Raw genomic sequence first — 25,192 nt, 5'->3', positions numbered from 1 at the left:
AGAGGACGCCCGGGGTCAGCACTCGTAGGCGTAGTACGGAGTGTCGCCGGGCTCCAGACCGATCCTCTCGGTCGCGCCCGGACCGATCTGGATGCACGGCGGGTCGAACCCGTCGACCTCGACGGTCGCGTAGATCGTGTACCCGCACTCGTTCCAGATGTCCGCCCAGCCGTAGCCGTAGGCGACGACGTGGGCGCAGCCCGGCTCCCTCGCGTCATCGGCTTCGGCGGCGGTGGCGGTACCCGCCGCGGTCGCCCCGGTGAGCAGTGCCACCACGGCGGCCGTGGCGAACAGCGAGCGAAGACGAGTCATCACGTGTCCTTTCCCCCAGGTCGCGGCGGGCGGCCCGATCCGCCCCCGCACTGCCGTGGACACTATGGGTAGTTGACCGACTACGGATGGCTTCCATCGGGCTTTCACGCAGTTGGCTGGCGTGCGCGCGTCAAAACCTGCGCGTAGGGGCGTGCGCCGCCCCGCCCGGGCGCCTCACCGCTCCGCCGCCAACGCGTTCGCCACTCCCGCCTCCCGCCGCCCGAGGAACCGGGGGTCCGGCTCGAACACGGCGTCCAGGGCCGCCTTTCCGGCCGCGAAGATCTCCCGAGTGCCGCCGTAGTACCAGGTGGCGTCGTGCCGGTCGTCGACCCCGACCCCGTACGAGGTCACGCCCGCCTCCTGGCACAGCGCGACCGCCCGCCGGATGTGGAAGCCCTGGCTGATCAGCACCGCCTCGTCGACGCCGAAGATCTTCTTCGCGCGGACGCAGGAGTCCCAGGTGTCGAAACCGGCGTAGTCGCTGACGATGCGGGAGCCGGGAACGCCGTGCCGGGTCAGATACGTCCGCATGGCGTCGGGCTCGTCGTAGTCCTCGCGGCTGTTGTCGCCGGTGACGAGGACGACCTCGACCCGCCCCTCGCGGTACAGCTCGGCCGCCGCGTCGAGCCGGTGGGCGAGATACGGGGACGGCTCGCCCTCCCACAGACCGGCGCCGAAGACGACGGCGACATCGGTGCGCGGCACGTCGGCCGTGGTGTGCAGCCGGTCGCCGGTCACGACGTACATCCAGGTGGCCGGAAGAAGCCCCAGCACGCACGCCGACATCACGGCCTGCACCAGCCGCCGCTGCCCGGCGCGGGTGCGCGGCAGACGTGGTCCTCGCAGCTTCGGTCGGCGCATGTGGATGGTCCCTCCCCGGTCGGCGAACCGCCTGTCCTCGACACTCAGGGACGTCCTGTCAGCCCCCGCGGTTCACCCCCGCCGACGTGACCAGCTTCACTCCGCCCTGTGAAACCGCAGGTCACTCCACCTCACACACCCCGGACCCCCCGCGGTGAACCCGGTGTAAAAACCCGTCATTCCCGCGCAACGGGGAGGCAACGTCCCGGCGCCACCATCGGTTCATGACGGCGTCGAACCCGCTTCACAACGAGTCCACGACGGTCCACCTCGACAGTACGGCGCACCTCATGAACCGGATCAGCAGCCAGCTCGCCAGCCAGCTCAGCCTCGTCTCGCTCGACGGCAGACGGCGCCCCGAACCGCCCGCGCTCGTCGTCGTGGCCCACGGCAGCCGCGACCCGCGCGCCCTGGGCACCGTACGCGCGCTCCTCGACAAGGTCCGAGCCCTGCGTCCCGGCCTGCCGGTCCACCTCGGCCACATCGAGCTGAACGAGCCCCTGCTCCCCGACACCCTCGCCGCCCTCGGCACCCGCGAGGCGATCCTCGTCCCCCTCCTCCTCAGCCGCGGCTACCACGTCAAGCGGGACATCCCCGAGATGGCCGCCGAAGCCGACGTCCACGCGCGTGTGGCCCCCGCACTGGGCCCGCACCCCCTGCTGGTCGAGGCCCTGTACGCCCGCCTCGTCGAGGCCGGCTGGCGCAACCGCATGGACGAGCCCACCCGCCGCGCGAGCGCGGTCGTCCTGGCAGCGGCCGGCTCCCGCGACCCCGAGTCCAAGGTCGACACGGCCCGCACGGCTCACCTCCTGGCCAACCGCCTGGGCGTCCCGGTGATCCCGGCCTACGCGACCACGGCGGCCCCGACCGTTCCCGACGCCATCAGCGCCCTCGCCGCCCGGGGCCGCACACGGGTCGCGGTCGCCTCGTACTTCACGGCCCCGGGCCGCTTCGCCACGGAGTGCGCGGCGGCGGCTCCGTGGATCGCATCCGCCCCGCTGGGCACCCACGCCGCCATGGCAAGCCTGCTGCTCCACCGCTACGACCAGATGCTGACGACTCCGGTCACGACAGCACCGGAATTGGCGTCGGCTTGAAACGCCCAGGACGGTGACTTCCCTCAAGGGGCGTGGGCCGTATCGATTTACGGCTCCGCCGTGTGGGCGCGACCAGCCCCCACAGCCCGCACGCGCATCCCGGGAAGTCTCGGCAGACGACTAGGCGCAAGGCAGTCCTCCGTTTGTCAGCGCCTGCCTTTAATGTCGGGTGCATGAACTACGACGAGTCGGCCATCGAGCGCTGGGCTGTCGAGCCGGACAAGCGCCCCGGCCGCACCGCCTTCCAACGCGACCGCGCCCGAGTACTCCACTCCGCGGCCCTGAGGAGACTCGCCGGCAAGACACAGGTAGTCACCCCGGGAACCCACAGCCAGGCCTGGGACCCCAGCCCCCGCACCCGTCTGACCCACTCCCTGGAGTGCGCCCAGGTCGGCCGAGAACTCGGCGCGGCCCTCGGCTGCGACCCCGACCTCGTGGAAGCGGCCTGTCTCTCCCACGACCTCGGCCACCCCCCTTTCGGCCACAACGGCGAAGTGGCACTGAACGAATTCGCCGAGGACTGCGGCGGCTTCGAGGGCAACGCCCAGTCCCTGAGGCTCCTCACCCGCATCGAACCCAAGCGGTTCACCCCGGAGGGCTCCGTGGGCCTGAACCTCACCCGCGCCACGCTCGACGCCGCCACCAAGTACCCCTGGCCGCGCGGCGCCCACCCGACCGACCCGAAGTCCCCGAAGTTCGGCGTCTACGAGGACGACCGGCCCGTCTTCGACTGGGTCCGCAAGGACGCCCCCGGCACCCGCACCACCTTCGAGGCCCAGGTCATGGACTGGTCCGACGACGTGGCGTACTCGGTGCACGACGTCGAGGACGGCCTGCACGCCGGCCACCTCGACCCCAACTGCCTGCACGCCGAGCCGGAGCGGCAGGAGATCTTCGCGGTCGCCATCGGGCGGTACGTCCCCGATGACACCGACCCGGCCGAGCTGGCCGCCGCCCTCGACCGGCTCCAGGAAGAACCGTGGTGGCCGCACGGCTACGACGGATCGGCCGTCGCCCAGGCCCGCCTGAAGGACGCCACCAGCCAGCTCATCGGCCGGTTCTGCCTGGCCGCCGAGAGCGCCACGCGCGCCGCGTACGGCGCCGGCCGGCTCTCCCGCTACGCCGCCGAACTCGTCGTACCGCACCGGACGCGCCTGGAGTGCGCGGTCCTCAAGGCCGTCGCCGACCGGTACGTCATGCAGCGCGCCGAGCAGGAGCGGCTGCGCGCCGACCAGCGCATCGTGGTCGCGGAACTGGCCGAGGCGCTCACCGCCCGCGCGCCCGACGGGCTGGACCCGCAGTTCCGGGCCCTGTTCGACGAAGCGGAGGACGACCGCGCCCGTAAGCGTGTGATCGTCGACCAGATCGCCTCCCTGACGGACGCGGCGGCCCGCACCCTGCACACACGGTTCACACAGCGGGCCTGAAGGGGCCGGGACAGGGGCGGTGCGCTCACCCGGCCGGTGCGGGTGAGACACCTGTGGCGAACGGGCACTCGAAAGTGACCCTGCGTGGCCTGATCGGGTCACCCCCTCTTCCCGCATCACGCTGCGTGCGGGACGCTCATGTGGCGGCACCCTTACGAGGAGGCATCAAGTGGTCGACGCGGATCAGACATTCGTCATCGTCGGAGGCGGACTCGCCGGCGCGAAGGCGGCCGAGACGCTCCGAGCGGAGGGCTTCACCGGGCGGGTGATACTGATCTGCGACGAGCGCGACCACCCGTACGAGCGGCCGCCGCTGTCCAAGGGCTACCTCCTCGGCAAGGAGGAGCGCGACAGCGTCTTCGTCCACGAACCCGCCTGGTACGCGCGCAACGACATCGAGCTGCACCTCGGCCAGACCGTCGACGCCATCGACCGTACGGCGAAGACGGTGCGGTTCGGCGAGGACGGCACAGTCGTCCACTACGACAAGCTCCTGCTGGCCACCGGTGCCGAGCCGCGCCGCCTGGACATCCCGGGCACGGACCTGACCGGCGTCCACCACCTGCGCCGGCTCGCGCACGCCGAGCGCCTCAAGGGCGTCCTGACCTCACTCGGCCGGGACAACGGACACATCGTGATCGCCGGCGCGGGCTGGATCGGCCTGGAGGTCGCGGCGGCGGCCCGCGAGTACGGCGCCGAGGTCACCGTGATCGAGCCGGAGCCGACGCCGCTGCACGGGGTGCTCGGCCCCGAGCTGGGCGGGCTCTTCGCCGAGCTGCACCGTGAGCGCGGGGTGCGCTTCCACTTCGGGCGGCGGCTCACGGAGATCGTCGGCCAGGACGGCATGGTGCTGGCCGTCCGCACGGACGACGGCGAGGAGCACCCCGCGCACGACGTCCTGGCGGCCATCGGCGCCGCCCCGCGTACATCGCTGGCGGAGTCGGCCGGACTGGAGATCGCCCACCGCACCTACGGCCGCGGCGTAGTGGTCGACGAGCGGCTGCGCACCTCCGACCCCGACATCTACGCGGCCGGCGACGTCGCCTCCTTCCCGCACGCCCTCTTCGACACCCGGCTGCGCGTGGAGCACTGGGCCAACGCGCTCAACGGCGGCCCGGCGGCGGCGCGCGCGATGCTCGGCCGCGACGTCACCTACGACCGCGTGCCCTACTTCTTCTCCGACCAGTACGACTTGGGGATGGAGTACAGCGGATGGGCGCCGTCGGGGTCGTACGACGAGGTGGTGATCCGCGGGGACGCCGGGAAGCGGGAGTTCATCGCGTTCTGGGTGAAGGACGGCCGGGTGCTGGCCGGGATGAACGTGAACGTGTGGGACGTCACAGACCCCATTCAGCAGCTGATCCGCTCGAAGGCGCAGGTGAACACGGACGCCTTGGCGGACCCGCACATTCCACTCGAATCCCTCGCACCGTAGGTGCCAGTCCGCACCCGTGCTGCAATTCCCGGGGCGGCTGCATCGAAAGCCGCTGCGCGGCGGGCCGGACCCCCGGCCGAAGGCCGGACTCGCCCCAGGAGTGTCAGTTCTGCCCCGTAGAATCACCACGTGGCAGGACGGATCAACGACGAGGACGTGAAGGCGGTACGGGACGCGGTCCCGATCGACGCCGTGGTGTCCGAGTACCTCCAGCTGCGCAACGCCGGGGGCGGGAACCTCAAGGGGCTGTGCCCCTTCCATGACGAGAAGTCGCCGTCCTTCCAGGTCAGCCCGAGCAAGGGGCTCTTCCACTGCTTCGGCTGCCAGGAGGGCGGCGACACCATCACGTTCGTGATGAAGGTCGACCACCTCTCCTTCTCCGAGGCGGTCGAGCGGCTCGCCGGCCAGGCCGGCATCACCCTGCGTTACGAGGAGGGCGGGTACAGCCCGTCGCACCAGCGCGGCGAGCGGATCCGCCTGGTCGAGGCCCACAAGATCGCCGCCGAGTGGTACGCCGAGCAGCTGGCGAGCAGCCCCGAGGCCGACACCGGCCGGATCTTCCTCGCCGAGCGCGGCTTCGACCAGGCCGCCGCCGTCCACTTCGGTGTCGGCTACAGCCCTCAGGGCTGGGACCACCTGACCCGCTATCTGCGCGGCAAGGGCTTCACCGACAAGGAACTGCTCCTGTCCGGCCTGTCGCAGGAGGGCCGCCGCGGCCCCATCGACCGCTTCCGGGGCCGCCTGATGTGGCCGATCCGCGACATCGGCGGCGACGTGGTCGGCTTCGGCGCCCGCAAGCTGTACGAGGCGGACAACGGGCCGAAGTACCTCAACACCCCCGACACGGCGATCTACAAGAAGTCCAACGTCCTCTACGGCATCGACCTCGCCAAGAAGGACATCGCGAAGTCGAGCCGCGCGGTCGTCGTCGAGGGTTACACGGACGTCATGGCCTGCCACCTCGCCGGCGTCACCACCGCCATCGCCACCTGCGGCACGGCCTTCGGCGGCGACCACATCAAGATCCTGCGCCGACTGCTCATGGACAACGGCTCGGCCCGCGTCATCTTCACCTTCGACGGCGACGCGGCCGGCCAGAAGGCGGCCCTGCGCGCCTTCGAGGACGACCAGAAGTTCGCGGCGGAGACGTACATCGCCATCGCCCCGGACGGCATGGACCCCTGCGAACTGCGCCTGGCGAAGGGCGACGACGCGGTCGCCGACCTGGCCGAACCCCGCACCCCCCTCTTCGAGTTCGCGCTGCGCCAGATCGTCCTGCGCTACGACCTCGACACCCCGGCGGGCCGCGCCGCCGCTCTGGACGAGGCGGCCCCGATCGTCGCCCGCATCAAGAACAGCGGCGCCCAGCACGAGGTGGCCGTCCAGCTCGCCGGCCTGCTCGGCATCCTGGACACCCAGTTCGTCGTCAAGCGGGTGGCACAGCTGGCGCGTTGGGCACGCGACCGGGGCGGCCGCGGCCCGGCCCCGCAGTCCCGCGACACGCAGCGGTACGACGCCGCCCCCGGTCCCCGCGCCTCCGGTCCGGCCCTCACCCTGCGCAACCCGGTCTACGCCACCGAGCGCGAGCTCCTCAAACTCGCCCTTCAGCGCCCCGAGTTGGCCTCGCCGGCCTTCGACGCGTACGGCGTCGACGAGTTCACCGCGGCGCCCTATGCCGCCGTACGCCAGACGATCATGGACGCGGGCGGCGCGGAGTACGGCATCCAGGACCCGCAGGAGTACCTGGTCCGCGTCCGCGAGGCGGCCCCCGACGACCAGGTCCGCGCGATGGTCACGGAGCTGGCGGTCGAGCCGATCATGCGCCGCACCGTGGACGAGGTGTACGCGGGCACGGTGCTGGTCCAGGTCCGCCGCCGCGCCGTGGAGCGCCGTATCCGCGACATCCAGTCCCAGATGACCCGCCTGTCGACGGGCGGCGACCCCGCCCAACTGGCCGCCGTGCAGAACGAACTGTGGGTGCTGCAGCAGTACGACCAGGCATTGCAGGGGCAGGGCGCCGCAGCGCTCTGACGGTTCCGCGGGCATCCGCGTACGGCAGGGTGACCACGCGGTCACGGACCGGACGCAAAAAGTCACCGCACGCCCCTCGTGGCGGCGATGTGTCGTACTCCACACTGGGTTCCGGTGCCTGAGTCCTCGGAGCGCGGCCGACCCGTTCCCCACGGGTCCCACACCCCCGCGGTTCCGCTCATCGCGTACGGGACGGACAGCGGCGAGGCCGCCGACTCCGCCCTCGAAGCAGCGCTGCCGTATGCATCGGCAGCGATCATCCTGGAGGTCGCCCCCGTGCAGACCCAGACCCTGATCGAGACCGACAAGAGTACGGACGGCACGGAGCCGGACGCGGAGACCGACGTTCTTGTCGCGGTCCCGCCGCAGAGCCGTGTCGCGCACCACCCCGAGTCGGAGCCGGAGGCCACGCCCGAGCCCGCTGAGCCGCCCGTCGGGGCGCTGGACGGCGCCGACGCCGCCGAGCCGGTGGAAGCACCGCTGCCGGCCCGCTCCCGCGCCGCCGACACCAGCGGACCCTCCTCCGACCTGTTCCGCCAGTACCTGCGGGAGATCGGCCGCATCCCCCTGCTCACCGCGGCCGAGGAGGTCGAGCTCGCCCGCCGCGTCGAGGCCGGCCTGTTCGCCGAGGAGAAGCTGAGCACCACCCCCGACCTGGAGAGCCGCCTCGCCCTCGACCTGGACCGCCTGGTCGTCATGGGCCGGATGGCCAAGCGCCGCCTGATCGAGGCCAACCTGCGTCTCGTCGTGTCCGTCGCGAAGAGGTACGTCGGCCGCGGGCTGACCATGCTCGACCTCGTCCAGGAGGGGAACCTCGGCCTGATCCGGGCCGTCGAGAAGTTCGACTACGCCCGTGGCTACAAGTTCTCGACGTACGCCACCTGGTGGATCCGCCAGGCCATGTCCCGCGCCCTCGCCGACCAGGCCCGCACCATCCGGGTGCCGGTCCACGTCGTCGAGTTGATCAACCGGGTCGTCCGCGTCCAGCGCCGCATGCTCCAGGAACGCGGCTACGAACCGACGCCGGAAGAGGTGGCCGCCCACCTCGACCTGCCGCCCGAGCGGGTCAGCGAGGTGCTGCGGCTGGCCCAGGAACCGGTGTCGCTGCACGCGCCGGTGGGCGAGGAGGACGACGTGGCGCTCGGCGACCTCATCGAGGACGGCGACGCGACGTCACCTGTGGAGTCGGCGGCGTTCCTGCTGCTCAGGGAGCACCTCGAAGCGGTGCTGTCGACTTTGGGCGAACGGGAACGCAAGGTCGTCCAACTCCGCTACGGCCTCGCCGACGGCCGCCCCCGCACCCTGGAGGAGATCGGCCGCATCTTCGGCGTGACGCGGGAGCGGATCAGGCAGATCGAGTCGAAGACCCTCAACAAGCTGCGGGACCACGCGTTCGCGGATCAGCTGAGGGGCTATCTGGACTGATGCCGTCTGCGGGCCGGTGGGGGTTGGTCGCGCAGTTCCCCGCGCCCCTGAAGGGGCGCGGGGATGTATCAATTTGCGGCTCCGCCGCGTGGGCGCGACCAGCTACAACGGACCCGCAGCCGCCCCGCGACACCACGTGGCACCCCCGAACGCGACTCAGTCCACCTCCGCCACCGCCTGCGCGAACTGCGCCTTGTACAACCGCGCATACGCCCCGTCGGCCGCCAACAGCTCCCCGTGCGCGCCCTGTTCCACGATCGAGCCGTCCTCCATGACGAGGATCGTGTCCGCGTCCCGGATGGTCGACAACCGATGTGCGATCACGAACGACGTCCGCCCATGCGCCAGCTTCGCCATGGCCTTCTGGATCAGGACCTCCGTACGGGTGTCGACAGACGACGTCGCCTCGTCGAGTACCAGGATCACCGGATCCGACAGGAACGCCCGAGCGATGGTGATCAGCTGCTTCTCACCGGCACTGACCCCGCTGCCCTCGTCGTCGATCACCGTGTCGTACCCGTCGGGCAGCGTCCGGATGAACCGATCGGCGTGGGCGGCCCGAGCCGCCTCCTCGATCTCGCCGCGGGTGACCTCGCGAGAGGCGCCGTACGCGATGTTCTCCGCGATCGTGCCGCCGAACAGCCACGTGTCCTGCAGCACCATCCCGATCCCGGCCCGCAGTTCGTCCCGGGACATCCGGGCGATGTCGACCCCGTCGAGGGTGATGCGCCCGGACGACACGTCGTAGAAGCGCATCAGCAGGTTCACCAGCGTCGTCTTGCCGGCCCCCGTGGGACCGACGATCGCGACCGTGTGCCCGGGCTCCACCGTCAGCGACAGGTCCTCGATCAGCGGCTTCTCCGGGTCGTACCGGAAGGACACGCCCTCCAGCGCCACCCGCCCCCGCAACTCCTCGGGCCGCACACCCGGCACGGGATCCGCGTCCTGCTCCTCGGCGTCCAGCAGCTCGAAGATCCGCTCCGCCGACGCCACACCCGACTGCACCAGGTTCGCCATCGACGCGACCTGCGTCAGCGGCATCGAGAACTGCCGCGAGTACTGGATGAAGGCCTGCACATCACCGATGGACAGCGAGCCGGACGCCACCCGCAGACCGCCGACCACCGCGACCAGGACGTAGTTGATGTTCGACACGAACAGCATCAGCGGCTGCATGACCCCGCTGTTGAACTGCGCCTTGAACCCGGCCTCGTACAACGCCTCGTTCTGCTCGGCGAACTGCTGCGCCGACTCCTCCTGCCGCCCGAACACCTTCACCAGGGTGTGCCCGGTGTACATCTCCTCGACGTGCGCGTTGAGCTTGCCGGTGGTCCGCCACTGCTGCACGAAGTGCGGCTGCGACCGCTTGCCGACGCGCGTGGCGACCACGAACGACAGCGGCACGGTCACCAGCGCGACCAGCGCCAGCAGCCATGACACCCAGAACATCATCGCCAGCACACCGATGATGGTGAGCACGGAGTTGATGAGCTGGCCCATCGACTGCTGGAGGGTCTGCCCGATGTTGTCGATGTCGTTGGTCGCCCGGGACAGCACCTCACCGCGCCGGCTCTTGTCGAAGTACGACAGCGGCAGCCGCGACAGCTTCGTCTGGACGTCCTCACGCATCCGGTACATCGTCCGGTTCACGGCCCGGTTCACCAGCCGAGTCGCCACCGCCATCAGCACACCGGCGACGAGGAACACGATGAGCGCGAAGAGCAGTACGTTCCCCACCGCGCCGAAGTCGATGCCCTGGCCCGGCGTGAAGTCGGTGCTGCGCAGCATGTCGGCGATCTGGTTGTCGCCGCGCTCCCGCATGGCCGCGAGGACCTGCTCCTTGCTCATCCCGGACTCGAACTGCCGCCCGACGATGCCCGCGAAGACCAGGTCGGTGGCGGCACCGAGGATCTTCGGCCCGGCGACCGACAGGCCCACGCTCACGACCACGCAGACCAGCAGCGCGTAGATGGTGACCCGCTCGGGCTTGAACTGCGCGACCAGCCGCCTGCCCGAGACCTTGAAGTCCAGCGAGCGCTGATCGGGGCCGCCGCCGGCCATCATCCGCCCCATCGGCCCGGCCATCAGGCAGCCTCCGCTTCCGTCAGCTGGGAGAGCACGATCTCCCGGTAGGTCTCGTTGTCCGCCATCAGCTCGTGGTGCCGGCCCGTGCCGACGACCTGCCCCTCGTCGAGCACGACGATCCGGTCCGCGTCCCGGATGGTCGCCACCCGCTGGGCGACGATGACGACGGTCGCCTCGGCGGTCTCGCGCCCGAGCGCCGCACGCAGGGCGGCGTCGGTGGCGTAGTCGAGGGCGGAGAAGGAGTCGTCGAAGAGATAGATCTCCGGACGCTGGACCAGCGTCCGCGCGATCGCCAGCCGCTGCCGCTGACCACCGGAGACATTGGTCCCGCCCTGCGAGACGGGCGCGTTCAGCCCGCCCTCCAGCCGCTCGACGAACTCCTTGGCCTGCGCCACCTCGAGCGCCTGCCACAGCTCCTCGTCCGTCGCGTCCGGGTTGCCGTAGCGCAGGTTGGTCGCCACTGTCCCGGCGAACAGATACGGCTTCTGCGGCACGAGCCCGACGGTCCTGGCGAGCACCTGGGGATCGATGGTCGCCACGTCCTCCCCGTCCACGAGCACCCTGCCGTCGGTCGCGTCGAACAGTCGCGGGACGAGCCCCAGCAGGGTCGACTTCCCGCTGCCCGTCGAGCCGATGACGGCGGTCGTCTCGCCCGGCAGCGCGACCAGGTCGACGGACTTCAGGACCGGCTCCTCGGCACCCGGGTAGCGGAACCCGGCACCCCGGATCTCCAGATGACCGTGCCGGCGCAGCTCCCGCACCGGCGCGACCGGCGGCACCACGCTCGACGACGTGTCCAGGACCTCCTGGACGCGCTCGGCGCAGACCTCGGCGCGCGGCACCATCATGAACATGAAGGTGGCCATCATCACGGACATCACGATCTGCATGAGATAGGCGAGGAAGGCCGTCAGGTCACCGATCTGCATCCCGCCGCTGTCGATGCGATGGGCGCCGAACCACACCACCGCGATCGAGGACAGGTTCACCACCGTCATGACGATCGGGAACATCAGCGCGAGCAGCTTGCCGGTGCCCGTCGCCATCTCGGTGAGCTCGACGTTGGCCCTGCGGAAGCGGTGCTGCTCGTACTCGTCGCGCACGAAGGCACGGATCACGCGGTTGCCGGTGATCTGCTCGCGCAGCACCCGGTTCACCGTGTCGAGGCGCACCTGCATGGCCCGGAACAGCGGCCGCAGCCGCCGAACGATCAAGGTCACGCTGATGCCGAGGACCGGCACCACGGCCACCAGCACCGCGGACAGCGGCACGTCCAGGCCGAGGGCGAGCACGATGCCGCCCACGCACATGATCGGCGCCGACACCATCAGCGTGAACGTCATCAGCGCCAGCATCTGCACCTGCTGGACGTCATTGGTCGTACGGGTGATCAGCGAGGGCGCGCCGAAGTGGCCCACCTCACGTGCCGAGAACGACTGCACCCGGTCGAAGACGGCGGCCCGCACATCCCGGCCGAGCGCCGCCGCGGTCCGGGCGCCGTAGTACACGGCACCGATGTTGCACACCACCTGCGCCAGCGAGATGCCGATCATCAAGGCGCCGTAGGACAGGATGTAGCCGGTGTCGCCGGTGACGACACCCTTGTCGATGATGTCCGCGTTCAGCGTGGGCAGGTAGAGCGTGGCGCAGGTCTGCAGGAACTGCAGCAGCACCAGCCAGGCGATGGGTTTTCGGTAGGGCCTGAGGTAGGTCCGCAGAAGTCGTATGAGCACGCTGCTTCTCTCGGAGTCGACGACGGGGCGATTGGTTGCCCCTGGCCCCTATCGTCGAACACTCCGGCCGCGTTACCTCAACCGATTAATCCGTCAGAGCCGCTTCATACGGCCTTCCGGGTGCGAACTCCTACCGGTCTCTTACGTTCCACTACGTTCCACGGGCCGCAGGCCCCAGCACTACGGCCGGAACGCCCCCGGATGCGTCTGCTCCCGCACCGACACGAACTGCTGCCGCACCGCCTGCCCCACCGCCAGCTCCTCACCGGGCTCCAGGACCTGCGCGGATGCGCCCTGCCAGACCGGCGGGGTGCGCGGGTCGAGCGTGCCCTGCGACACGCCCAGCGCCCAGGCGGCCTGCCGGGCCGCGCCGATCGCCGCGTAGTCCGCGGGCTGCGGTACGACGACCTGCGCGCCGAAGAGCATGGGCGCCGCCGCCTGCACGGCCGACAGCTCGGCAGCCGCACCCAGCAGGAAGATCCGCCGCACCTCGACACCCCGGCCGCGCAGCACGTCCAGCGCGTCCGCGAGCCCGCACAGCATGCCCTCGAACGCGGCCCGCGCCAGATGCTCCGGCTTCATCGACTCCCGCCGCAGCCCCGCCAGCATGCCCGCCGTGTGCGGCAGGTGCGGCGTCCGCTCACCTTCCAGATAGGGCAGCAGCACGAGGCCGTGCGAGCCCGGCGTCGACTTCATCGCCAGGTCGGACAGACCCTCCAGATCGGCCACGCCGAGGAGTTCGGCGGCGCCGCGCAGGGTGCGTACGGCGTTGAGGGTGGTGACGACCGGGAGGTGCATGCCGGTCGCGTCGGCCAGCGAGGTGATCATCCCGCTGCTGTCGACCAGCGCCTCGGGGTGAACCGCCATCACGGACCCGGAGGCGCCGAGCGACACCACCGCGTCGCCGAGCCCGATGCCGAGCCCGAAGGCGGCGGCCATGGTCTCGCCGGTCCCGGCGGAGATCAGCAGCCCCTCCGGCGTCGTACCGGCCGCTTCGGCGGGTCCGATCACCTCGGGCAGCATCGCCTGGTGGCCGAGCGCCAGCTCGACGAGATCGCTGCGGTAGGCGCCGGTCGCCGCCGACCAGTACCCGGTGCCGGAGGCGCCGCCCCGGTCCGTGGTCCTTCTCACAGGCCGGCCGAGCAGCTGCCACACCAGCCAGTCGTGGGCCTGCAGGAGAACGGCGGCGCGTACGGCGTTCTCCGGCTCGGTCTTGGCGAGCCAGCGCAGCTTCGTCACCGGCTGGGCGGCCTGCGGCACACACCCCACGGCCTGCGCCCACGCCTCGCGTCCCCCCAGCGCGTCGATCAGATCGGCCGCCGCGACCTGCGCCCGCTTGTCGCCGCCGACCATCGCGGGGCGCACGGTGTTGCCCTGCGCGTCGAGCGGCACCACCGCGTTCTGCTGCGCCGACACGCCGATGGCCTGCACACCTTCGAGCAGCCCGCCGCCTGCCGCCTCACCGAGGGAGAGCAGCCAGGCCTGCGGATCCACGTCGGAGGGGCGCGCGGTTCCGTCCGGCGACTCCACCGGGTGCGGGGCATAACCCTGCCTGAGCACGGCCCCTGTGTCCGCGTCGCAGACGACGATGCGAGTGAAATCGGGCGAACTGTCCAACCCGGCGACTATCCCCATGGCCCAAATTGTGCCGTAGCGCTGCGCTTGCTCGGGCCGTGGGCGTCGTAGCGGGTGCGTGCAGGATTCCGGGTGCGGGTTGAGTGGGGCTGGTCGCGCCACGCGGCGGAGCCGCACATCGATACACCCCCGCGCCCCTGGCGGCGTGGCAGGGACCGGCACCCAAGAGGTACCGGTACCCCAGGCATCCGACGGGTCCCGTTACGTGTTGCTGGTGCCCCAGTCGTCCTCCGCGCCTCCGTTGTGGGCGCTGCGTTCGCGCAGGGAGCGGACTCGTTGGGCGACGGACTCGGGGACTCGGTCGCCCATCTTGTCGCTCACCGTGTGGTAGGCCTTGCCGGCGAAGACGCGGCCCTGTTGTGCCGCCGTCTCCGCGGTGTTGCGGACGGCGGGGTTCTGCGCGACCTGGCGCGCGGACTTCTTGAGCTGCTCGTAGCGCTCGCGTCCGGCGCGTGTGCCGAGGACGTAACCGACGGCGAGTCCGATGACGAACGTGAGTCGGTAGCGCATGGCGGCCACCCTTCCCTTGCGTAGGTCCCTGGTGCGGCGTCGGCGCCGGGGGGGAACCGATTGGCGGAGCACCCCCCTGCTTGCGCTAATGTATGTGTCGCAGCGAGCGCACGCCCCCTGGCGAATACCCAGGTAGGTACGTTCGATGCAAACGAGGCATTCCTCCGTAGCTCAATTGGCAGAGCAGCCGGCTGTTAACCGGCAGGTTACTGGTTCGAGTCCAGTCGGGGGAGCTCGGTCCTCCGTAGCTCAATTGGCAGAGCAGCCGGCTGTTAACCGGCAGGTTACTGGTTCGAGTCCAGTCGGGGGAGCATGCTGAAGAGGACCCCGATGGGGTCCTTTTTCATGTGTGATCACCTGTCGTGGGAACCGTGCAGGTCGTGGGGGAGTCCTTGAGGGCATGCGAAGTCGACCATACGAAGCAGGAGATCGTATGAGCGGCTATGCTGCGGCAGACGGCGCGCACACTTGTACGCGACACGCCGCTATGGGGCGGTAGCTCAGCCGGTTAGAGCAGCGGACTCATAATCCGTCGGCCGTGGGTTCGAGTCCCACCCGCCCCACCACGCACCATCCGTGCAGAAACGATGCGACCAGCCCGTTGCCGGGAGTTCACTCGCAGACGATCTCGTCACGCGGCTTGTAGTGGGTGCGGAACGGCTCTCGTTTCAGCTCTCGGCCGTCAGCGACGAACACCCGTTGCACGGCGACGTCGAATCCCTCCAACGGAGTCTGCGGCACGCACTGTTTGTCGGTGCTGACCTTCTTCGCCGGCTCCTTCACGTTGGTGCGCGGACCCGTGATCGAGCCGATCTCGTCGTACTTCTTGGTGCCGAGGAAGGTGATGGTGACGGACGTGTCGGTGGACTCGGCCTGGATGTAGATGGCGTTGCCGGAGTCGTTGTTGAACTTGAGGTCGAGACTGCCCCAGGCGACCGTCGCCTCGCGGCCCTCCGGGTAGCGCTCGATGTAGAACGAGTGGGCGCCGTACTCCACGGGGTCGACCCCCGCGAAGAACATCGCGTTGAACATGGTCGTCGCCACGGCGGAGACGCCGCCGCCGGGGGCCTTGTGGAACTCGTCGTTGAGGATCATGACGCCGTCGACGAAGCCGTTGGCCTCGGTGCGTTCGCCGACGGTGCGATTGAAGCTCCAGGTCTTGTTCGGCATGACGAGGGAGCCGTTGATGAGTTCCACCGCCCGGCCGATGTTGTGCGAGCGGTACGGCGCCGGCTCGAAGTTGACGGTGAAGGAGGACATCCGCTCGCGCAGCCCGAGTCGTTCGACGTTGTCGCGGGTCACCTGCGGCTCGCTCACGCTCGTGGCGATCTCGCCGCTGCGGCCGGAGCCCGTCCGCCTGAGGAGCGGCATGACGGCCTTGCTCAGCGCCTTGTCGGTGATCACGTGGCCGGCCCGGCCGTCCTCGGCCACCGCGACCCTGTTGCCGACGAGGCGCAGTTCGGCGTTCCGGGGCGTGCTGGGCAGTAGGGACAGCGGACGGTCCACTTCGGGGTCGGCGCGCAGGCCCTTGGCGTCCAGCCTCGGGGTGAGCCGGCCGCCGTCGTCCGGGCGCATCGTCAGGTACTCGCCGAGGACGGGCTGGTCGATCGTGAAGCGATGGCCGGCCGCGACGAGGGTGACCGGTGCCGACATGGCCGGGCGCGCGAACTCGCGTACCGCTCGCTGCATCTCCCGGTCGGTGACCTTGGGCTTCGTCTCGCGGGTGGGCAGGGTTGTGACGGCGTCGGCCTTGCCGTTCTGGAAGGCCGTGCGCAGGGGGTCGACCGCGGCGTCCTTGTCCAGCGCGTAGCCGTTGTGCGGCGCGATCTCGTGGACCTCGCCGTCCGTGAAGGTGACGGCGCCGTCGCGGACCTTCTGGTCCAGGGACTTCGCCAGCCTTCCGAGGACGGCGTGTGCCTTGTCCTCGTCGACGTCCACGCTCGGCTCGACGGAGTCGCCCGAGCGGAAGAGGCCGCCGATCACGGTGAACGGATCGGCGTCATGAGTGCGCGCCGCCCGGTCGACGGTCTCCCCGAAGTCGAAGGTGATGCCGGCCTCCCGCGGATCGACCGTGCCCTTTCGGTCACCGACCGTCACGGCCAGGTCCCGCGAGCCGGCCGGGCCCAGGCGCTGCTCCAGCTTCTCGATGGCCTCCGCACGGCTCAGGCCCCCGATGTCCACACCGCGCACCGTCGTCCCTGCATCTATGTCGCCGCCCGAGAGCAGCAGCCCGGCGAGATACAGCCCACCGACACCCAGGGCCAGGGCGCCGCCGGCCAGGGCAAGGGGCGGAATGGCGGCGATGCGGGGTGGTGAGGCGTTCGGAGGTTCGGAGGGGGCGCGCAGGCGCATGGGTCTCCCGGGCGGACGATCGACAGGACGGCGACGCGTCGGATGACGCGCCGCTGTGCGCGAGGCAAACGCATCCAGCTAGCCACAATCGGGCGAAAACGTATATGTCCCAGGCCACGTATGTTTCGGATCACGCGCCGTGTCTCACCGACGGGCCATACGGACGCCGCCGACTGGGCGCCATCGGGGGCGGCTGAACGCGTTCCGCGTGGTCGTGGCCCGGTGCCGCGGAGGGTGGAGGGTGTGTGGGATCACACACGGCCGGGCCAGGGCGGTGGTGGATGTGTTGCGCCGGGGCGTGCGGGGTGGGCCGGGCAGGTCCGGGCTGGTGTGTCGGGTTCCCGTCGGGTGCCGGTGCCGCTGGGGTGGCGGGTGTGCGGCGGGGCCGGTCGTTTGGATCATGCCGGCGTCGCGGGGGTCCGGCACGCGCATCTGCCGCGTTGTCGACGCTCCGCGTCGCCGGCCTCCTCCGCCATTGCCGCTGCACCCACCAGAGCCCGCTCGGGTCGGCCGAAAGGCGCTTGCCTCCCCAGCCGACCTGATCCAAACGACAGGTGCTAGCCCTCCGCCTTCACGGCGAGGACCGGGCAGTCCACCCCCAGCAGGATCTGCTGGGCCGCCGAGCCCATGATCAGCTTGCCGACCGCGCTGCGGCGGCGGAGGCCGATCACCACCAGTGACGCGTCCGTCGTCGCCGCCATGTCGATGATCTCCGCGGCGGCGTCGCGGGCGCCGAGGACCTGGCGGATGTCGAAGTCGACGCCCAGCGTCGCGAGGTCCTCGCGCACGTGCGAGAGGTCGGGTTCCTGGGCGAAGCGCGGGTCCACGTACGCGTCGCCCCGGGTCGTGTTCACCACCAGCAGCTTCTCGCCGCGCCGCCGGGCCTCGTCGATCCCCGCGCGCAAGGCCGCCTCACCCTCGGGGGAGGGGACGTAGCCGACCAGGATGGTCATCTCGGTCTCCAGCTGTCTCGGATGTCTCGGGTCTGGGTGTCTGGATGTGTCACGCGGTGCTGCCGCGCGTGCGCAGGGGGCGTACGACGAACCTGCCTATCAGCGGCCACGCCAGGACCAGCACGATCGCCGCGTAGACCGTGTACGACACCGGGCCGCCCAGCAGCCCCGACAACTCGCCGCCGGAGAGCTGGAGGGAACGGCGGCCCTGCAACTCCGCTCGCGGACCCAGGATCACGCCGACGATCAGCGGCAGGACCGGCAGTCCGAAGCGGCGCATCGCGAAGCCCAGGAGGCCCAGGGTGAGGAGGATGAACAGGTCCAGGGGCTGTGCGTTGACCGCGTACGCGCCCATCGAGGCGAAGAAGAGGATGCCCGCGTACAGGTACGGCCTCGGGATCTGCAGCAGCTTCGCCCAGGCCGGGGCCAGCGGCAGGTTCAGGAGCAGGAGCAGCAGGTTGCCGATGAACAGGCTCGCGATCAGGACCCAGACCAGGCTCGCCTCGCGCTCGAAGAGCAGGGGCCCCGGCTGGATGCCGTACGACTGGAAGGCGGCCAGCATGACGGCCGCCGTGGCGTTGGTCGGCAGGCCGATCGCGAGCATGGGGACCAGCGTGCCCGCCGCCGACGCGTTGTTCGCGGCCTCCGGGCCCGCCACGCCCTCGATCGCGCCCTTGCCGAACTCCTCGGGGTGCTTGGTGAGCCGCTTCTCCGTGGCGTACGACAGGAAGGTCGGGATCTCCGCGCCGCCGGCCGGCAGTGCGCCGAACGGGAAACCGTACGCCGTGCCGCGCAGCCAGGGCTTCCACGAGCGCTTCCAGTCGTCCCGGCCCATCCACGGGCGGCCGACCGGGATCACCTCGGTCGGCTTGCGGCGCAGGTGTGCGGCCACCCACAGGGCCTCGCCGACCGCGAAGATGCCGACCGCGACCACGACGACGTCGATGCCGTCGGCCAACTGCGGTATCCCGAGCGTGAGCCGCTGCTGGCCCGAGACCGAGTCGATGCCGACCAGGCCGATCGTCAGGCCCAGGAGGAGGGAGATGAAGCCCCGGATGCGGGACGAGCCCAGCACCGACGTCACCGCTATGAACGCCAGCAGCATCAGCGCGAAGTAGTCGGGGGCGCCGAGGCTGACCGCGAAGTCGACCACGAACGGGGTGATCAGGACCAGCAGCAGGGTGCCGATCGTGCCCGCCACGAAGGAGCCGATCGCCGCCGTGGCGAGGGCCTGGGCCGCGCGGCCCGCCTTCGCCATCCTGTTGCCCTCGATGGCGGTGACCACGGACGACGACTCGCCGGGAGTGTTGAGGAGGATCGAGGTCGTCGAGCCGCCGTACATGCCGCCGTAGAAGATGCCGGCGAACATGATGAACGCCTGCACCGGCTCCATGCCGTAGGTGACCGGCAGGAGCAGGGCCACCGTCATCGCCGGGCCGATGCCCGGCAGGACGCCGACCGCGGTGCCGATGATCACGCCGACCAGGGCGAGCAGCAGGTTCAGCGGGGCCATGACGTCCGCGAAGCCCTGCATGAGGTTGTTCAGGTTGTCCATCGCGGCCTCACAGGATTCCTTGCAGGACACCGGCGGGGAGGTTCACGCCGAGGCCGATCGCGAACGCGTAGAAGGTCGTGAGGGAGAGCGTCACCGCTATCAGCAGGTTGCGGATGTAGTGGCGGTTGCCGAGGGCGAACGCCGTGCCCCAGAAGAGCAGGGCGCCGCTGATCACCCAGCCGAGCCGCTCGATGAGCAGCGCGTTCGCCACGAACACCGCGACCAGCAGGAGTACGGTGCGCCAGTCGCTGCCGCCCGACAGGTCGACGTCCTCGCCGGCCTCCGGCTCACCGCGGCCGCCCCGGGCCACGTCGACGGCGTACAGCACGGCGAGCAGCACCAGCAGCGCGCCCAGGATCAGCGGGACCGCGCGCGGGCCGACCGGGTCGGTGCCGCTGGTGATGTGCGGGACGCCGAGGGCGTCCACGATCACCGCGGTGCCCAGCAGGGCGAGGAACGCGCACACGCCGTACTGTGCGCGGTCCCCGCCCTCCCGGGGCGGAGGGGAGTCCTCCACGGTCCGTTCGTCCTTCACCTCGGAGCTCATGCCAGCCCGAGCTCTGCCAGCAGGTCGGCGACCGCCTTGTCCTGCTCGGTGAGGAAGGTGCCGAACTCGTCACCGGTGGCGAACGCGTCGACCCAGCCGTTCTTCTCCAGCTGCGCCTTCCACTCCTCGGAGTCGTGCATCCTGGTCATCGAGTCGACCCAGGTCTGCTTCTGCTCGTCGGTGATGCCGGGAGGGGCCACGATGCCACGCCAGTTGGTGAAGACCAGGTCGATTCCGGAGTCCTTGAGGGTGGGGGCGTCCTTGAGCGCGTCGATCGGCTTCTCGCTGGTCACCGCGAGGACCCGCACCTGCCCGGCCTCGATCTGGTCGAGGAACTCACCGAAACCGCTGGCCCCGAAGGCGATCTTGTTGCCGAGGATGGCCGGAAGCAGCTCGCCGCCGCCGTCGTACGAGATGTAGTTGACGTCCTTGGGCTTGATGCCGACGGCCTTCGCCAGCTGCATCGGCAGGAGGTGATCGGGGCCGCCCGGCGACGAACCGCCGCCCACGGCGAGCTTCTTGGGGTCCTTCTTCCAGGCGGTGACGAGGTCGTCCATCGTCTTGTACGGGGAGCCCTTCGGCACGACGATCGCGCCGGCCTCCTCGATCAGCTTGGCGACCGGGGTGGTGTCGGTCAGCGTCGCCTTCGACTTGGAGGTGTACGAGGCTCCGACGACGCCGAGGCCCATCTGCATGGCCATCTTGCCGTTGCCCTTCTCGTTCACCAGGCGCTGCAGGCCCACGGTGCCGCTGGCGCCGGGCAGGTTGAACACCTGGATGCCGGAGGCGACCTTGGTGTCCTGCATGACCTGGGAGACGGTGCGGGCGGTGAGGTCGTAACCGCTGCCCGGGGTGTTGGGGACCATGAGCCGGAGGCCGGTCACGGGCTTGTCGGACCCGCTTGCGCTTCCGGACTCCTCCTTGTCGGCGGTGGCGCCACAGGCGCTGACCGCGACCATCGACACGGCGGCCAGTGCTCCGACAAGTGCGGCTCGTCGAGTTCTCATGGCTCATCTCTTTCGCTCGGCCCGTTCCGGCGCCATGATTGTGCGGTTCCTGAGACACCCCGTCTCGGTTGTGTGACCATTGAAGGTTGAGTTCATAGTGGTCATAACGTCACGGTCGCCGTCCCGAAAACTGCGGCGTCAGACTCTCGCAGGCGAGCTGCTCGTATGGCAGCTCGCCATTGTCGTGATCGTGCTGGCCGCCGTGGCCGCGGTGTCGCTGGCGCAGTCGAAGGCGACGTTCGACCGGGTCGAGGGACGTCGGGTGACCGCGCTCGCCGAGGAGACGGCGGGCAACCCGCTCGTGCGCACCCAGCTCGTGCGGCCCGCACCGGCCGAGATGCTCGCCCCCCTCCTGCAGTCCACGCTGACCAGGTCCGGCGTCACCTCCGCCGCGGTCGCCGACGCCGCCGGCGAGATCGTCGCCGCCACCGACCCCACGCTGGTCGGCACGCGGATGCCGTCGGACGGCCCGCAGGTCGCCGGGGGCCGCGGCTGGTCCGGCGAGCTGCCGGTGAACGGCGTCACCCAGCTGGTGGCGCAGGCGCCGGTGCTCGGCGCGGAGTTGGACAACGCCGGGGACCACCTCGGCACGGTGATGATCGGGCGGGCCTCGCCTTCGGCCTGGCAGCGGCTGGTGGGCGCCTCGTCGTATCTGCTGGTCTACCTCGGCGTCGCCAGCGTCCTCGGGGTGGCCGGCTCCTGGCTGCTGGCCCGGCGGATCAAGCGGCAGACCTTCGGCATGGAGCCGCGCGAGATCGCCGGTCTCGCCGAACACCGGGAGGCGATGCTGTTCGGGATCGCCGAGGGCGTGGTGGCGCTCGACCCGCAGCAGCGGCTCACGCTGGTCAACTCGGTCGGCCGCAGACTCCTGGACCTGCCCGAGGCCTGCGTCGGGATGAGCCTGGCCGACCTCGGGATCGAGGGGCGGCTGTACGACGTCCTGGCCGGGACCGCGCCCGAGGGGGAGCCCGGCGATCCGGCACGGCGGGACGAGGTCGTCGTACGCCGGGGTCGCGTCCTGGTGATGAACCGGATGGACGTCACCAAGGACGGCCGCCGCCTGGGCTCGGTGACAACCCTGCGCGATCGCACCGAACTGGCCCAGTTGGAGCGGGAGTTGGGCTCCTTCCGCAGCACCACCGAACTGCTGCGCGCCCAGGCCCACGAGTTCTCCAACCAGCTGCACACCATCTCCGGGCTCATCCAGATCGGCGAGCACGACGAAGTCGTACGGTACGTCCGCGCCCTGCGCAAACACCGCGAGTCGCTCGATCTGAACCTCACCAGCCGGGTCCGCGACCGGGCCGTCGCCGCGCTGCTCATGGCCAAGTCGGCGCTCGCCGCGGAGCGCAAGGTGCGGTTGAAGATCTCCGAGCGCACGGCACTGGACCGGCTGGAGCCGACGGACTCCGCGGACGTGGCGACCGTGCTCGGCAACCTCGTCGACAACGCGGTCGACGCCGCCGCGAGCGGTTCCAGAGCGGGGGACGACGACCACGAGGCGTGGGTGGAGGTGGAACTGCGCCAGGACGCCTCCAGCGTGGAGATCGTCGTACGGGACTCGGGGCCGGGCGTGGCTCCGGAGCTCGCGCAGGAGGTGTTCTCGCACGGGTTCACCACCAAGGCCGCGCAGGGCGGCGACCGGGGGATCGGCCTGGCGCTCACCCGGCTGGTGTGCAAACGCCGGGGCGGCGAGGTGTCGGTGACCAACACTCGGGCGGGTGCCATGTTCACCGCCCGGATGTCCGTCGGCCGCCCGGCCGAACGAGTGACGGAGGCAGTCCGATGATCGACGTACGGGACGCACGGCACGTACTGGACGTGCTGATCGTGGAGGACGACTTCATGGTGGCGCGGATCCACCGCGGATTCGTCAACGGCGTCGACGGGTTCCGGGTGATCGGCACGGCGAACTGCGGGGAGCAGGCGCTCACCGCGGTGGCCGAACTGCAGCCCGACCTCGTCCTGCTCGACCTCTACCTCCCCGACATGTTCGGGCTGGAGATCATCCCGCGGCTGCGGAGCGCCGGGCACGACTGCGACGTCATGGTGATCAGTGCGGCGCGCGAGTCAGAGGCGGTCCGGGACGCCGTACGCCAGGGCGTCGTCGACTATCTGCTCAAGCCGTTCGACGCGGAGGACCTGAGGGCCCGGCTCGAGCAGTACGCCGCCCGGCGGAGCAACCTGTACGCGGCCGTGGTCAGCGGGCAGTCCGACGTGGACCGGGCGCTGGCGCGGGGCGCGGCGCCGACCGCCGCGGGGGCCACCCTGCCGAAGGGCATGAGCGTGGAGACCGCCGAACTGATCGAACGTGAGCTGCGCACGGCCGACGGCAGCCTCTCCGCCGCCGAGTGCGCGGCCCGCCTCGGGGTCTCACGGGTCAGCGCCCGACGCTACCTGGAGCACTTCAGCGCCACTGGGCAGGCGGAGGTGTCCCTGCGGTACGGGCACGCGGGGCGGCCGGAGCGGCGGTACAGCTGGCTGGCCGGTTAGGGCTTCTCCCACGCCAGGCTGCCGTCCTGATCGACCGGGGCCGCCAGCTGGACGATGTCGTCGGAGGCGATGTCGTGCAGCCTGCTCGCCAGGTCCAGCAGAGCGCGGCTCGCGGCGAGTTCGTCGCCGATCTCGGGGACGGACCGGTCGACCGGGTTGCGGTGGGCCATGCCCCGGCCGGTGACGGCCTGCATGTCATCGGGCGTGTCCTGACTGGTCAGTACGGCTTCGGCGCGGGTGTCGTCGCCGTCCTCGGTGATGTGGATCCGGACGGTCCAGTGCTTGTCTTCCATCGAGATCACTTCCGTACGGGTTGGGGACCCCACCGACGAGGGTGCGCCCGTTTGCCTGGCCCGGCCAGTGCGAGTCGCCGATTGCCCCCGGGGGTGTCCTCCTCCCGCGGAAGTAGCCCGGCGCGCACCCGCTCCTGCCGCGGAGGCATGACAAGTGCCTCGGTGGGCACGATGTGCCGAAAGGTTGCGGAGAGAAGGCTGGTCGCAACGGACCCGGGATACGAGGAGGGCGCCATGAACCGCCAGACCCACGTTCGCGTTCGTGTCACCCGCCGGCCTGCCGCTCCGCGTGACACGAGGGGCGAGATCGACCGGCGCACTCCTTCGGGGCGGATCCTGCCGTACTGACTCAGGTGACCGGGTCGAGCTCCAGGGGCTCGACCTTGCCCTCCAGCATGGTGCCGAGGCCCTGTACGGCGCAGACGTCGGGCCGCTCGGCGATGTGCACCGGCATGCTGGTGGCCTGCCGCAGCATGTCGTCGAACCCGGGCAGCAGCGCGCTGCCGCCGACCATCATGATCCCGCGGTCGGCGAGGTCGGCGACCAGGTCCGGCGGGCAGTCCCGCAGCACCTTGCCGATGCTGTCGAGGACGGCGGTGAGGGGGGTCTGGATGGCGTCCCGTACGGCGGCGGTGTCGACCTGGACGGAGCGGGCGAGGCCGGTGCAGACGTCCCGGCCGTGGATCTCGGTGGAGGCCGGGCCCTGGGGGGTGAGCCCGTTGCCGGACAGGGCGAGCTGGAGGGGCCGTACGTTCTGGCTGGGCAGCATCAGCTCGTGCTGGTGGCGCAGGTGCTGCACGATCGCGTGGTCCACGGCCTCGCCGCCGACGCGGATGCGTTCCGCGGCGACGATGCTGCCGAGGGAGAGCACGGCGACCTCGGTCGCGGCGGCCCCGCACACCATGATCATGCTGGCCTCGGGCTGCTCCACGGGCAGACCGCACCCGACCGCGGCGGCGATGAGGGTGTCGACGAGCTCGACGCGCCGGGCCCCGAGCCCGACCAGGGTTTCTATGGCGGCGCGCTGGGCGAGCGGGTCGGCGTCGTGCGGCGTGCACACGGCGGCGCGCAGGAAGGGCTTGCGGCGCAGGGTGCGGCGCATCTTGTCGCCGAGGAGGTGCCGCAGCATGCGCTGCGCCATCTCGATGTCGACGACGGTGCCGCCGGAGACGGGCCGTACGACGCGGATGTAGCCCGGGGTGCGGCCGGTCATCTTCTCCGCGAACTCGCCGACCGCGATGAGGGCGCCGGTGCGGGTGTTGACGGCGGCGGCCGAGGGCTGGTCGACGACGAGTCCGGCGCCCTTCACATAGACGCGGGTCCTGGCAGCCCCCAGGTCGACGGCGAAGTGGCAGCGGCGCAGCTGCTCCAGTGTGGCGGTCATGGGGGTCCTCCCGAGAGCGCAGACCGTGGGTCCGCCGGGTCGGGTGGCGGGCCTCCG

General features: G+C 70.6%; 20 protein-coding genes and 3 tRNA genes. 10 read left to right on the top strand and 13 right to left on the bottom strand.

Annotated elements, in window-relative coordinates; genetic code table 11:
• Positions 1 to 15 precede the first annotated feature (15 nt).
• Together AB5J55_RS13270 and AB5J55_RS13265 are read right to left on the bottom strand one after the other, a co-directional pair.
• Positions 16 to 312, bottom strand: coding sequence for a hypothetical protein (locus AB5J55_RS13270; RefSeq protein ID WP_369270874.1), 297 nt, complete (start codon positions 310 to 312; stop codon positions 16 to 18).
• A gap of 174 nt (positions 313 to 486) precedes the next feature.
• Positions 487 to 1,173 carry a vancomycin high temperature exclusion protein gene (locus AB5J55_RS13265; protein ID WP_369270873.1) on the bottom strand — a complete coding sequence of 229 codons (687 nt, stop codon included), beginning with the start codon at positions 1,171 to 1,173 and terminating at the stop codon, positions 487 to 489.
• A gap of 224 nt (positions 1,174 to 1,397) precedes the next feature.
• Here AB5J55_RS13265 and AB5J55_RS13260 point away from each other — a divergent pair, with 224 nt between their 5' ends.
• The 5 genes from AB5J55_RS13260 to AB5J55_RS13240 all read left to right on the top strand — a co-directional run bounded on the left by AB5J55_RS13260 (position 1,398) and on the right by AB5J55_RS13240 (position 8,588).
• Positions 1,398 to 2,270, top strand: coding sequence for a sirohydrochlorin chelatase (locus AB5J55_RS13260; RefSeq protein WP_369270872.1), 873 nt, complete (start codon positions 1,398 to 1,400; stop codon positions 2,268 to 2,270).
• 173 nt (positions 2,271 to 2,443) lie between these two features.
• The gene (locus tag AB5J55_RS13255; RefSeq protein WP_369270871.1) at positions 2,444 to 3,697 is read left to right on the top strand and encodes a deoxyguanosinetriphosphate triphosphohydrolase; all 1,254 of its coding nucleotides are present in this window, start codon (positions 2,444 to 2,446) and stop codon (positions 3,695 to 3,697) included.
• A 169-nt stretch (positions 3,698 to 3,866) separates the two neighbouring features.
• The gene (locus AB5J55_RS13250; RefSeq protein WP_369270870.1) at positions 3,867 to 5,132 is read left to right on the top strand and encodes an NAD(P)/FAD-dependent oxidoreductase; all 1,266 of its coding nucleotides are present in this window, start codon (positions 3,867 to 3,869) and stop codon (positions 5,130 to 5,132) included.
• 129 nt (positions 5,133 to 5,261) lie between these two features.
• Positions 5,262 to 7,163 (top strand): DNA primase, encoded by a 1,902-nt coding sequence (dnaG, locus tag AB5J55_RS13245; RefSeq protein WP_369270869.1) that lies wholly within the window; start codon positions 5,262 to 5,264, stop codon positions 7,161 to 7,163.
• Between the two features lie 114 nt (positions 7,164 to 7,277).
• The gene (locus tag AB5J55_RS13240; protein ID WP_369270868.1) at positions 7,278 to 8,588 is read left to right on the top strand and encodes an RNA polymerase sigma factor; all 1,311 of its coding nucleotides are present in this window, start codon (positions 7,278 to 7,280) and stop codon (positions 8,586 to 8,588) included.
• A gap of 156 nt (positions 8,589 to 8,744) precedes the next feature.
• On the opposite strand, the gene AB5J55_RS13235 is transcribed toward AB5J55_RS13240, so the two are convergent.
• The 4 genes from AB5J55_RS13235 to AB5J55_RS13220 form a co-directional block, all read right to left on the bottom strand.
• Positions 8,745 to 10,673 carry an ABC transporter ATP-binding protein gene (locus tag AB5J55_RS13235; protein ID WP_369270867.1) on the bottom strand — a complete coding sequence of 643 codons (1,929 nt, stop codon included), beginning with the start codon at positions 10,671 to 10,673 and terminating at the stop codon, positions 8,745 to 8,747.
• Positions 10,673 to 12,406 (bottom strand): ABC transporter ATP-binding protein, encoded by a 1,734-nt coding sequence (locus tag AB5J55_RS13230; RefSeq protein WP_369270865.1) that lies wholly within the window; start codon positions 12,404 to 12,406, stop codon positions 10,673 to 10,675. Before AB5J55_RS13230 ends, AB5J55_RS13235 begins: the two co-directional genes overlap by 1 nt.
• A gap of 180 nt (positions 12,407 to 12,586) precedes the next feature.
• Positions 12,587 to 14,041 carry an FGGY-family carbohydrate kinase gene (locus tag AB5J55_RS13225; RefSeq protein WP_369270864.1) on the bottom strand — a complete coding sequence of 485 codons (1,455 nt, stop codon included), beginning with the start codon at positions 14,039 to 14,041 and terminating at the stop codon, positions 12,587 to 12,589.
• Between the two features lie 201 nt (positions 14,042 to 14,242).
• Entirely contained in the window at positions 14,243 to 14,551 is a 309-nt protein-coding gene (locus AB5J55_RS13220) for a YtxH domain-containing protein (protein ID WP_362382565.1), read from the bottom strand.
• A 160-nt stretch (positions 14,552 to 14,711) separates the two neighbouring features.
• On the opposite strand from AB5J55_RS13220, the gene AB5J55_RS13215 reads away from it, so the two are divergent.
• From AB5J55_RS13215 to AB5J55_RS13205, 3 genes are all read left to right on the top strand, one after another.
• Positions 14,712 to 14,784: transfer RNA gene (locus tag AB5J55_RS13215), tRNA-Asn, on the top strand.
• Between the two features lie 5 nt (positions 14,785 to 14,789).
• Positions 14,790 to 14,862, top strand: a tRNA-Asn gene (locus AB5J55_RS13210).
• Positions 14,863 to 15,040: 178 nt separating this feature from the next.
• Positions 15,041 to 15,117 (top strand) — tRNA-Ile (locus tag AB5J55_RS13205).
• Positions 15,118 to 15,163: 46 nt separating this feature from the next.
• Here AB5J55_RS13205 and AB5J55_RS13200 read toward each other — a convergent pair.
• The 5 genes from AB5J55_RS13200 to AB5J55_RS13180 form a co-directional block, all read right to left on the bottom strand.
• Complete coding sequence (locus AB5J55_RS13200; RefSeq protein ID WP_369270863.1) at positions 15,164 to 16,903, bottom strand: VanW family protein; 1,740 nt, start codon at positions 16,901 to 16,903, stop codon at positions 15,164 to 15,166.
• A 557-nt stretch (positions 16,904 to 17,460) separates the two neighbouring features.
• Complete coding sequence (locus AB5J55_RS13195) at positions 17,461 to 17,856, bottom strand: universal stress protein (RefSeq protein ID WP_369270862.1); 396 nt, start codon at positions 17,854 to 17,856, stop codon at positions 17,461 to 17,463.
• Positions 17,857 to 17,905: 49 nt separating this feature from the next.
• Positions 17,906 to 19,411 (bottom strand): tripartite tricarboxylate transporter permease, encoded by a 1,506-nt coding sequence (locus AB5J55_RS13190; RefSeq protein WP_369270861.1) that lies wholly within the window; start codon positions 19,409 to 19,411, stop codon positions 17,906 to 17,908.
• A 7-nt stretch (positions 19,412 to 19,418) separates the two neighbouring features.
• Positions 19,419 to 19,958 (bottom strand): tripartite tricarboxylate transporter TctB family protein, encoded by a 540-nt coding sequence (locus AB5J55_RS13185; RefSeq protein WP_369270860.1) that lies wholly within the window; start codon positions 19,956 to 19,958, stop codon positions 19,419 to 19,421.
• Positions 19,955 to 20,965, bottom strand: a complete 1,011-nt coding sequence (locus AB5J55_RS13180; protein WP_369270859.1) for a Bug family tripartite tricarboxylate transporter substrate binding protein — start codon at positions 20,963 to 20,965, stop codon at positions 19,955 to 19,957. The genes AB5J55_RS13185 and AB5J55_RS13180 overlap by 4 nt, the downstream gene beginning before the upstream one ends.
• Before the next feature lie 97 nt (positions 20,966 to 21,062).
• Here AB5J55_RS13180 and AB5J55_RS13175 point away from each other — a divergent pair, with 97 nt between their 5' ends.
• Both AB5J55_RS13175 and AB5J55_RS13170 read left to right on the top strand, forming a co-directional pair.
• A complete protein-coding gene (locus tag AB5J55_RS13175; RefSeq protein ID WP_369270858.1) occupies positions 21,063 to 22,754 on the top strand; it encodes an ATP-binding protein in 1,692 nt (563 codons plus the stop codon).
• Positions 22,751 to 23,458, top strand: a complete 708-nt coding sequence (locus AB5J55_RS13170; RefSeq protein WP_369270857.1) for a response regulator — start codon at positions 22,751 to 22,753, stop codon at positions 23,456 to 23,458. The genes AB5J55_RS13175 and AB5J55_RS13170 overlap by 4 nt, the downstream gene beginning before the upstream one ends.
• On the opposite strand, the gene AB5J55_RS13165 is transcribed toward AB5J55_RS13170, so the two are convergent.
• Both AB5J55_RS13165 and AB5J55_RS13160 read right to left on the bottom strand, forming a co-directional pair.
• A complete protein-coding gene (locus tag AB5J55_RS13165) occupies positions 23,455 to 23,751 on the bottom strand; it encodes a DUF1876 domain-containing protein (protein ID WP_369270856.1) in 297 nt (98 codons plus the stop codon). The two genes, AB5J55_RS13170 and AB5J55_RS13165, sit on opposite strands and share 4 nt — an antisense overlap.
• A gap of 349 nt (positions 23,752 to 24,100) precedes the next feature.
• Positions 24,101 to 25,135 (bottom strand): rod shape-determining protein, encoded by a 1,035-nt coding sequence (locus AB5J55_RS13160; RefSeq protein WP_369270855.1) that lies wholly within the window; start codon positions 25,133 to 25,135, stop codon positions 24,101 to 24,103.
• Between the last annotated feature and the right edge of the window lie 57 nt (positions 25,136 to 25,192).

Source organism: Streptomyces sp. R11 (assembly GCF_041051905.1).
Taxonomy (GTDB): Bacteria; Actinomycetota; Actinomycetes; order Streptomycetales; family Streptomycetaceae; genus Streptomyces.
This window is presented reverse-complemented; position numbering and strand designations above follow the sequence as displayed.

Bases quoted from the DNA above. Each gene is read 5' to 3' on its own strand.
- AB5J55_RS13270 (WP_369270874.1), bottom strand. From the start codon at position 312: ATGACTCGTCTTCGCTCGCTGTTCGCCACGGCCGCCGTGGTGGCACTG.
- AB5J55_RS13265 (WP_369270873.1), bottom strand. From the start codon at position 1,173: ATGCGCCGACCGAAGCTGCGAGGACCACGTCTGCCGCGCACCCGCGCC.
- AB5J55_RS13260 (WP_369270872.1), top strand. From the start codon at position 1,398: ATGACGGCGTCGAACCCGCTTCACAACGAGTCCACGACGGTCCACCTC.
- AB5J55_RS13255 (WP_369270871.1), top strand. From the start codon at position 2,444: ATGAACTACGACGAGTCGGCCATCGAGCGCTGGGCTGTCGAGCCGGAC.
- AB5J55_RS13235 (WP_369270867.1), bottom strand. From the start codon at position 10,673: ATGGCCGGGCCGATGGGGCGGATGATGGCCGGCGGCGGCCCCGATCAG.
- AB5J55_RS13225 (WP_369270864.1), bottom strand. From the start codon at position 14,041: ATGGGGATAGTCGCCGGGTTGGACAGTTCGCCCGATTTCACTCGCATC.
- AB5J55_RS13220 (WP_362382565.1), bottom strand. From the start codon at position 14,551: ATGCGCTACCGACTCACGTTCGTCATCGGACTCGCCGTCGGTTACGTC.
- AB5J55_RS13200 (WP_369270863.1), bottom strand. From the start codon at position 16,903: ATGCGCCTGCGCGCCCCCTCCGAACCTCCGAACGCCTCACCACCCCGC.
- AB5J55_RS13195 (WP_369270862.1), bottom strand. From the start codon at position 17,856: ATGACCATCCTGGTCGGCTACGTCCCCTCCCCCGAGGGTGAGGCGGCC.
- AB5J55_RS13190 (WP_369270861.1), bottom strand. From the start codon at position 19,411: ATGGACAACCTGAACAACCTCATGCAGGGCTTCGCGGACGTCATGGCC.
- AB5J55_RS13185 (WP_369270860.1), bottom strand. From the start codon at position 19,958: ATGAGCTCCGAGGTGAAGGACGAACGGACCGTGGAGGACTCCCCTCCG.
- AB5J55_RS13180 (WP_369270859.1), bottom strand. From the start codon at position 20,965: ATGAGAACTCGACGAGCCGCACTTGTCGGAGCACTGGCCGCCGTGTCG.
- AB5J55_RS13170 (WP_369270857.1), top strand. From the start codon at position 22,751: ATGATCGACGTACGGGACGCACGGCACGTACTGGACGTGCTGATCGTG.
- AB5J55_RS13165 (WP_369270856.1), bottom strand. From the start codon at position 23,751: ATGGAAGACAAGCACTGGACCGTCCGGATCCACATCACCGAGGACGGC.
- AB5J55_RS13160 (WP_369270855.1), bottom strand. From the start codon at position 25,135: ATGACCGCCACACTGGAGCAGCTGCGCCGCTGCCACTTCGCCGTCGAC.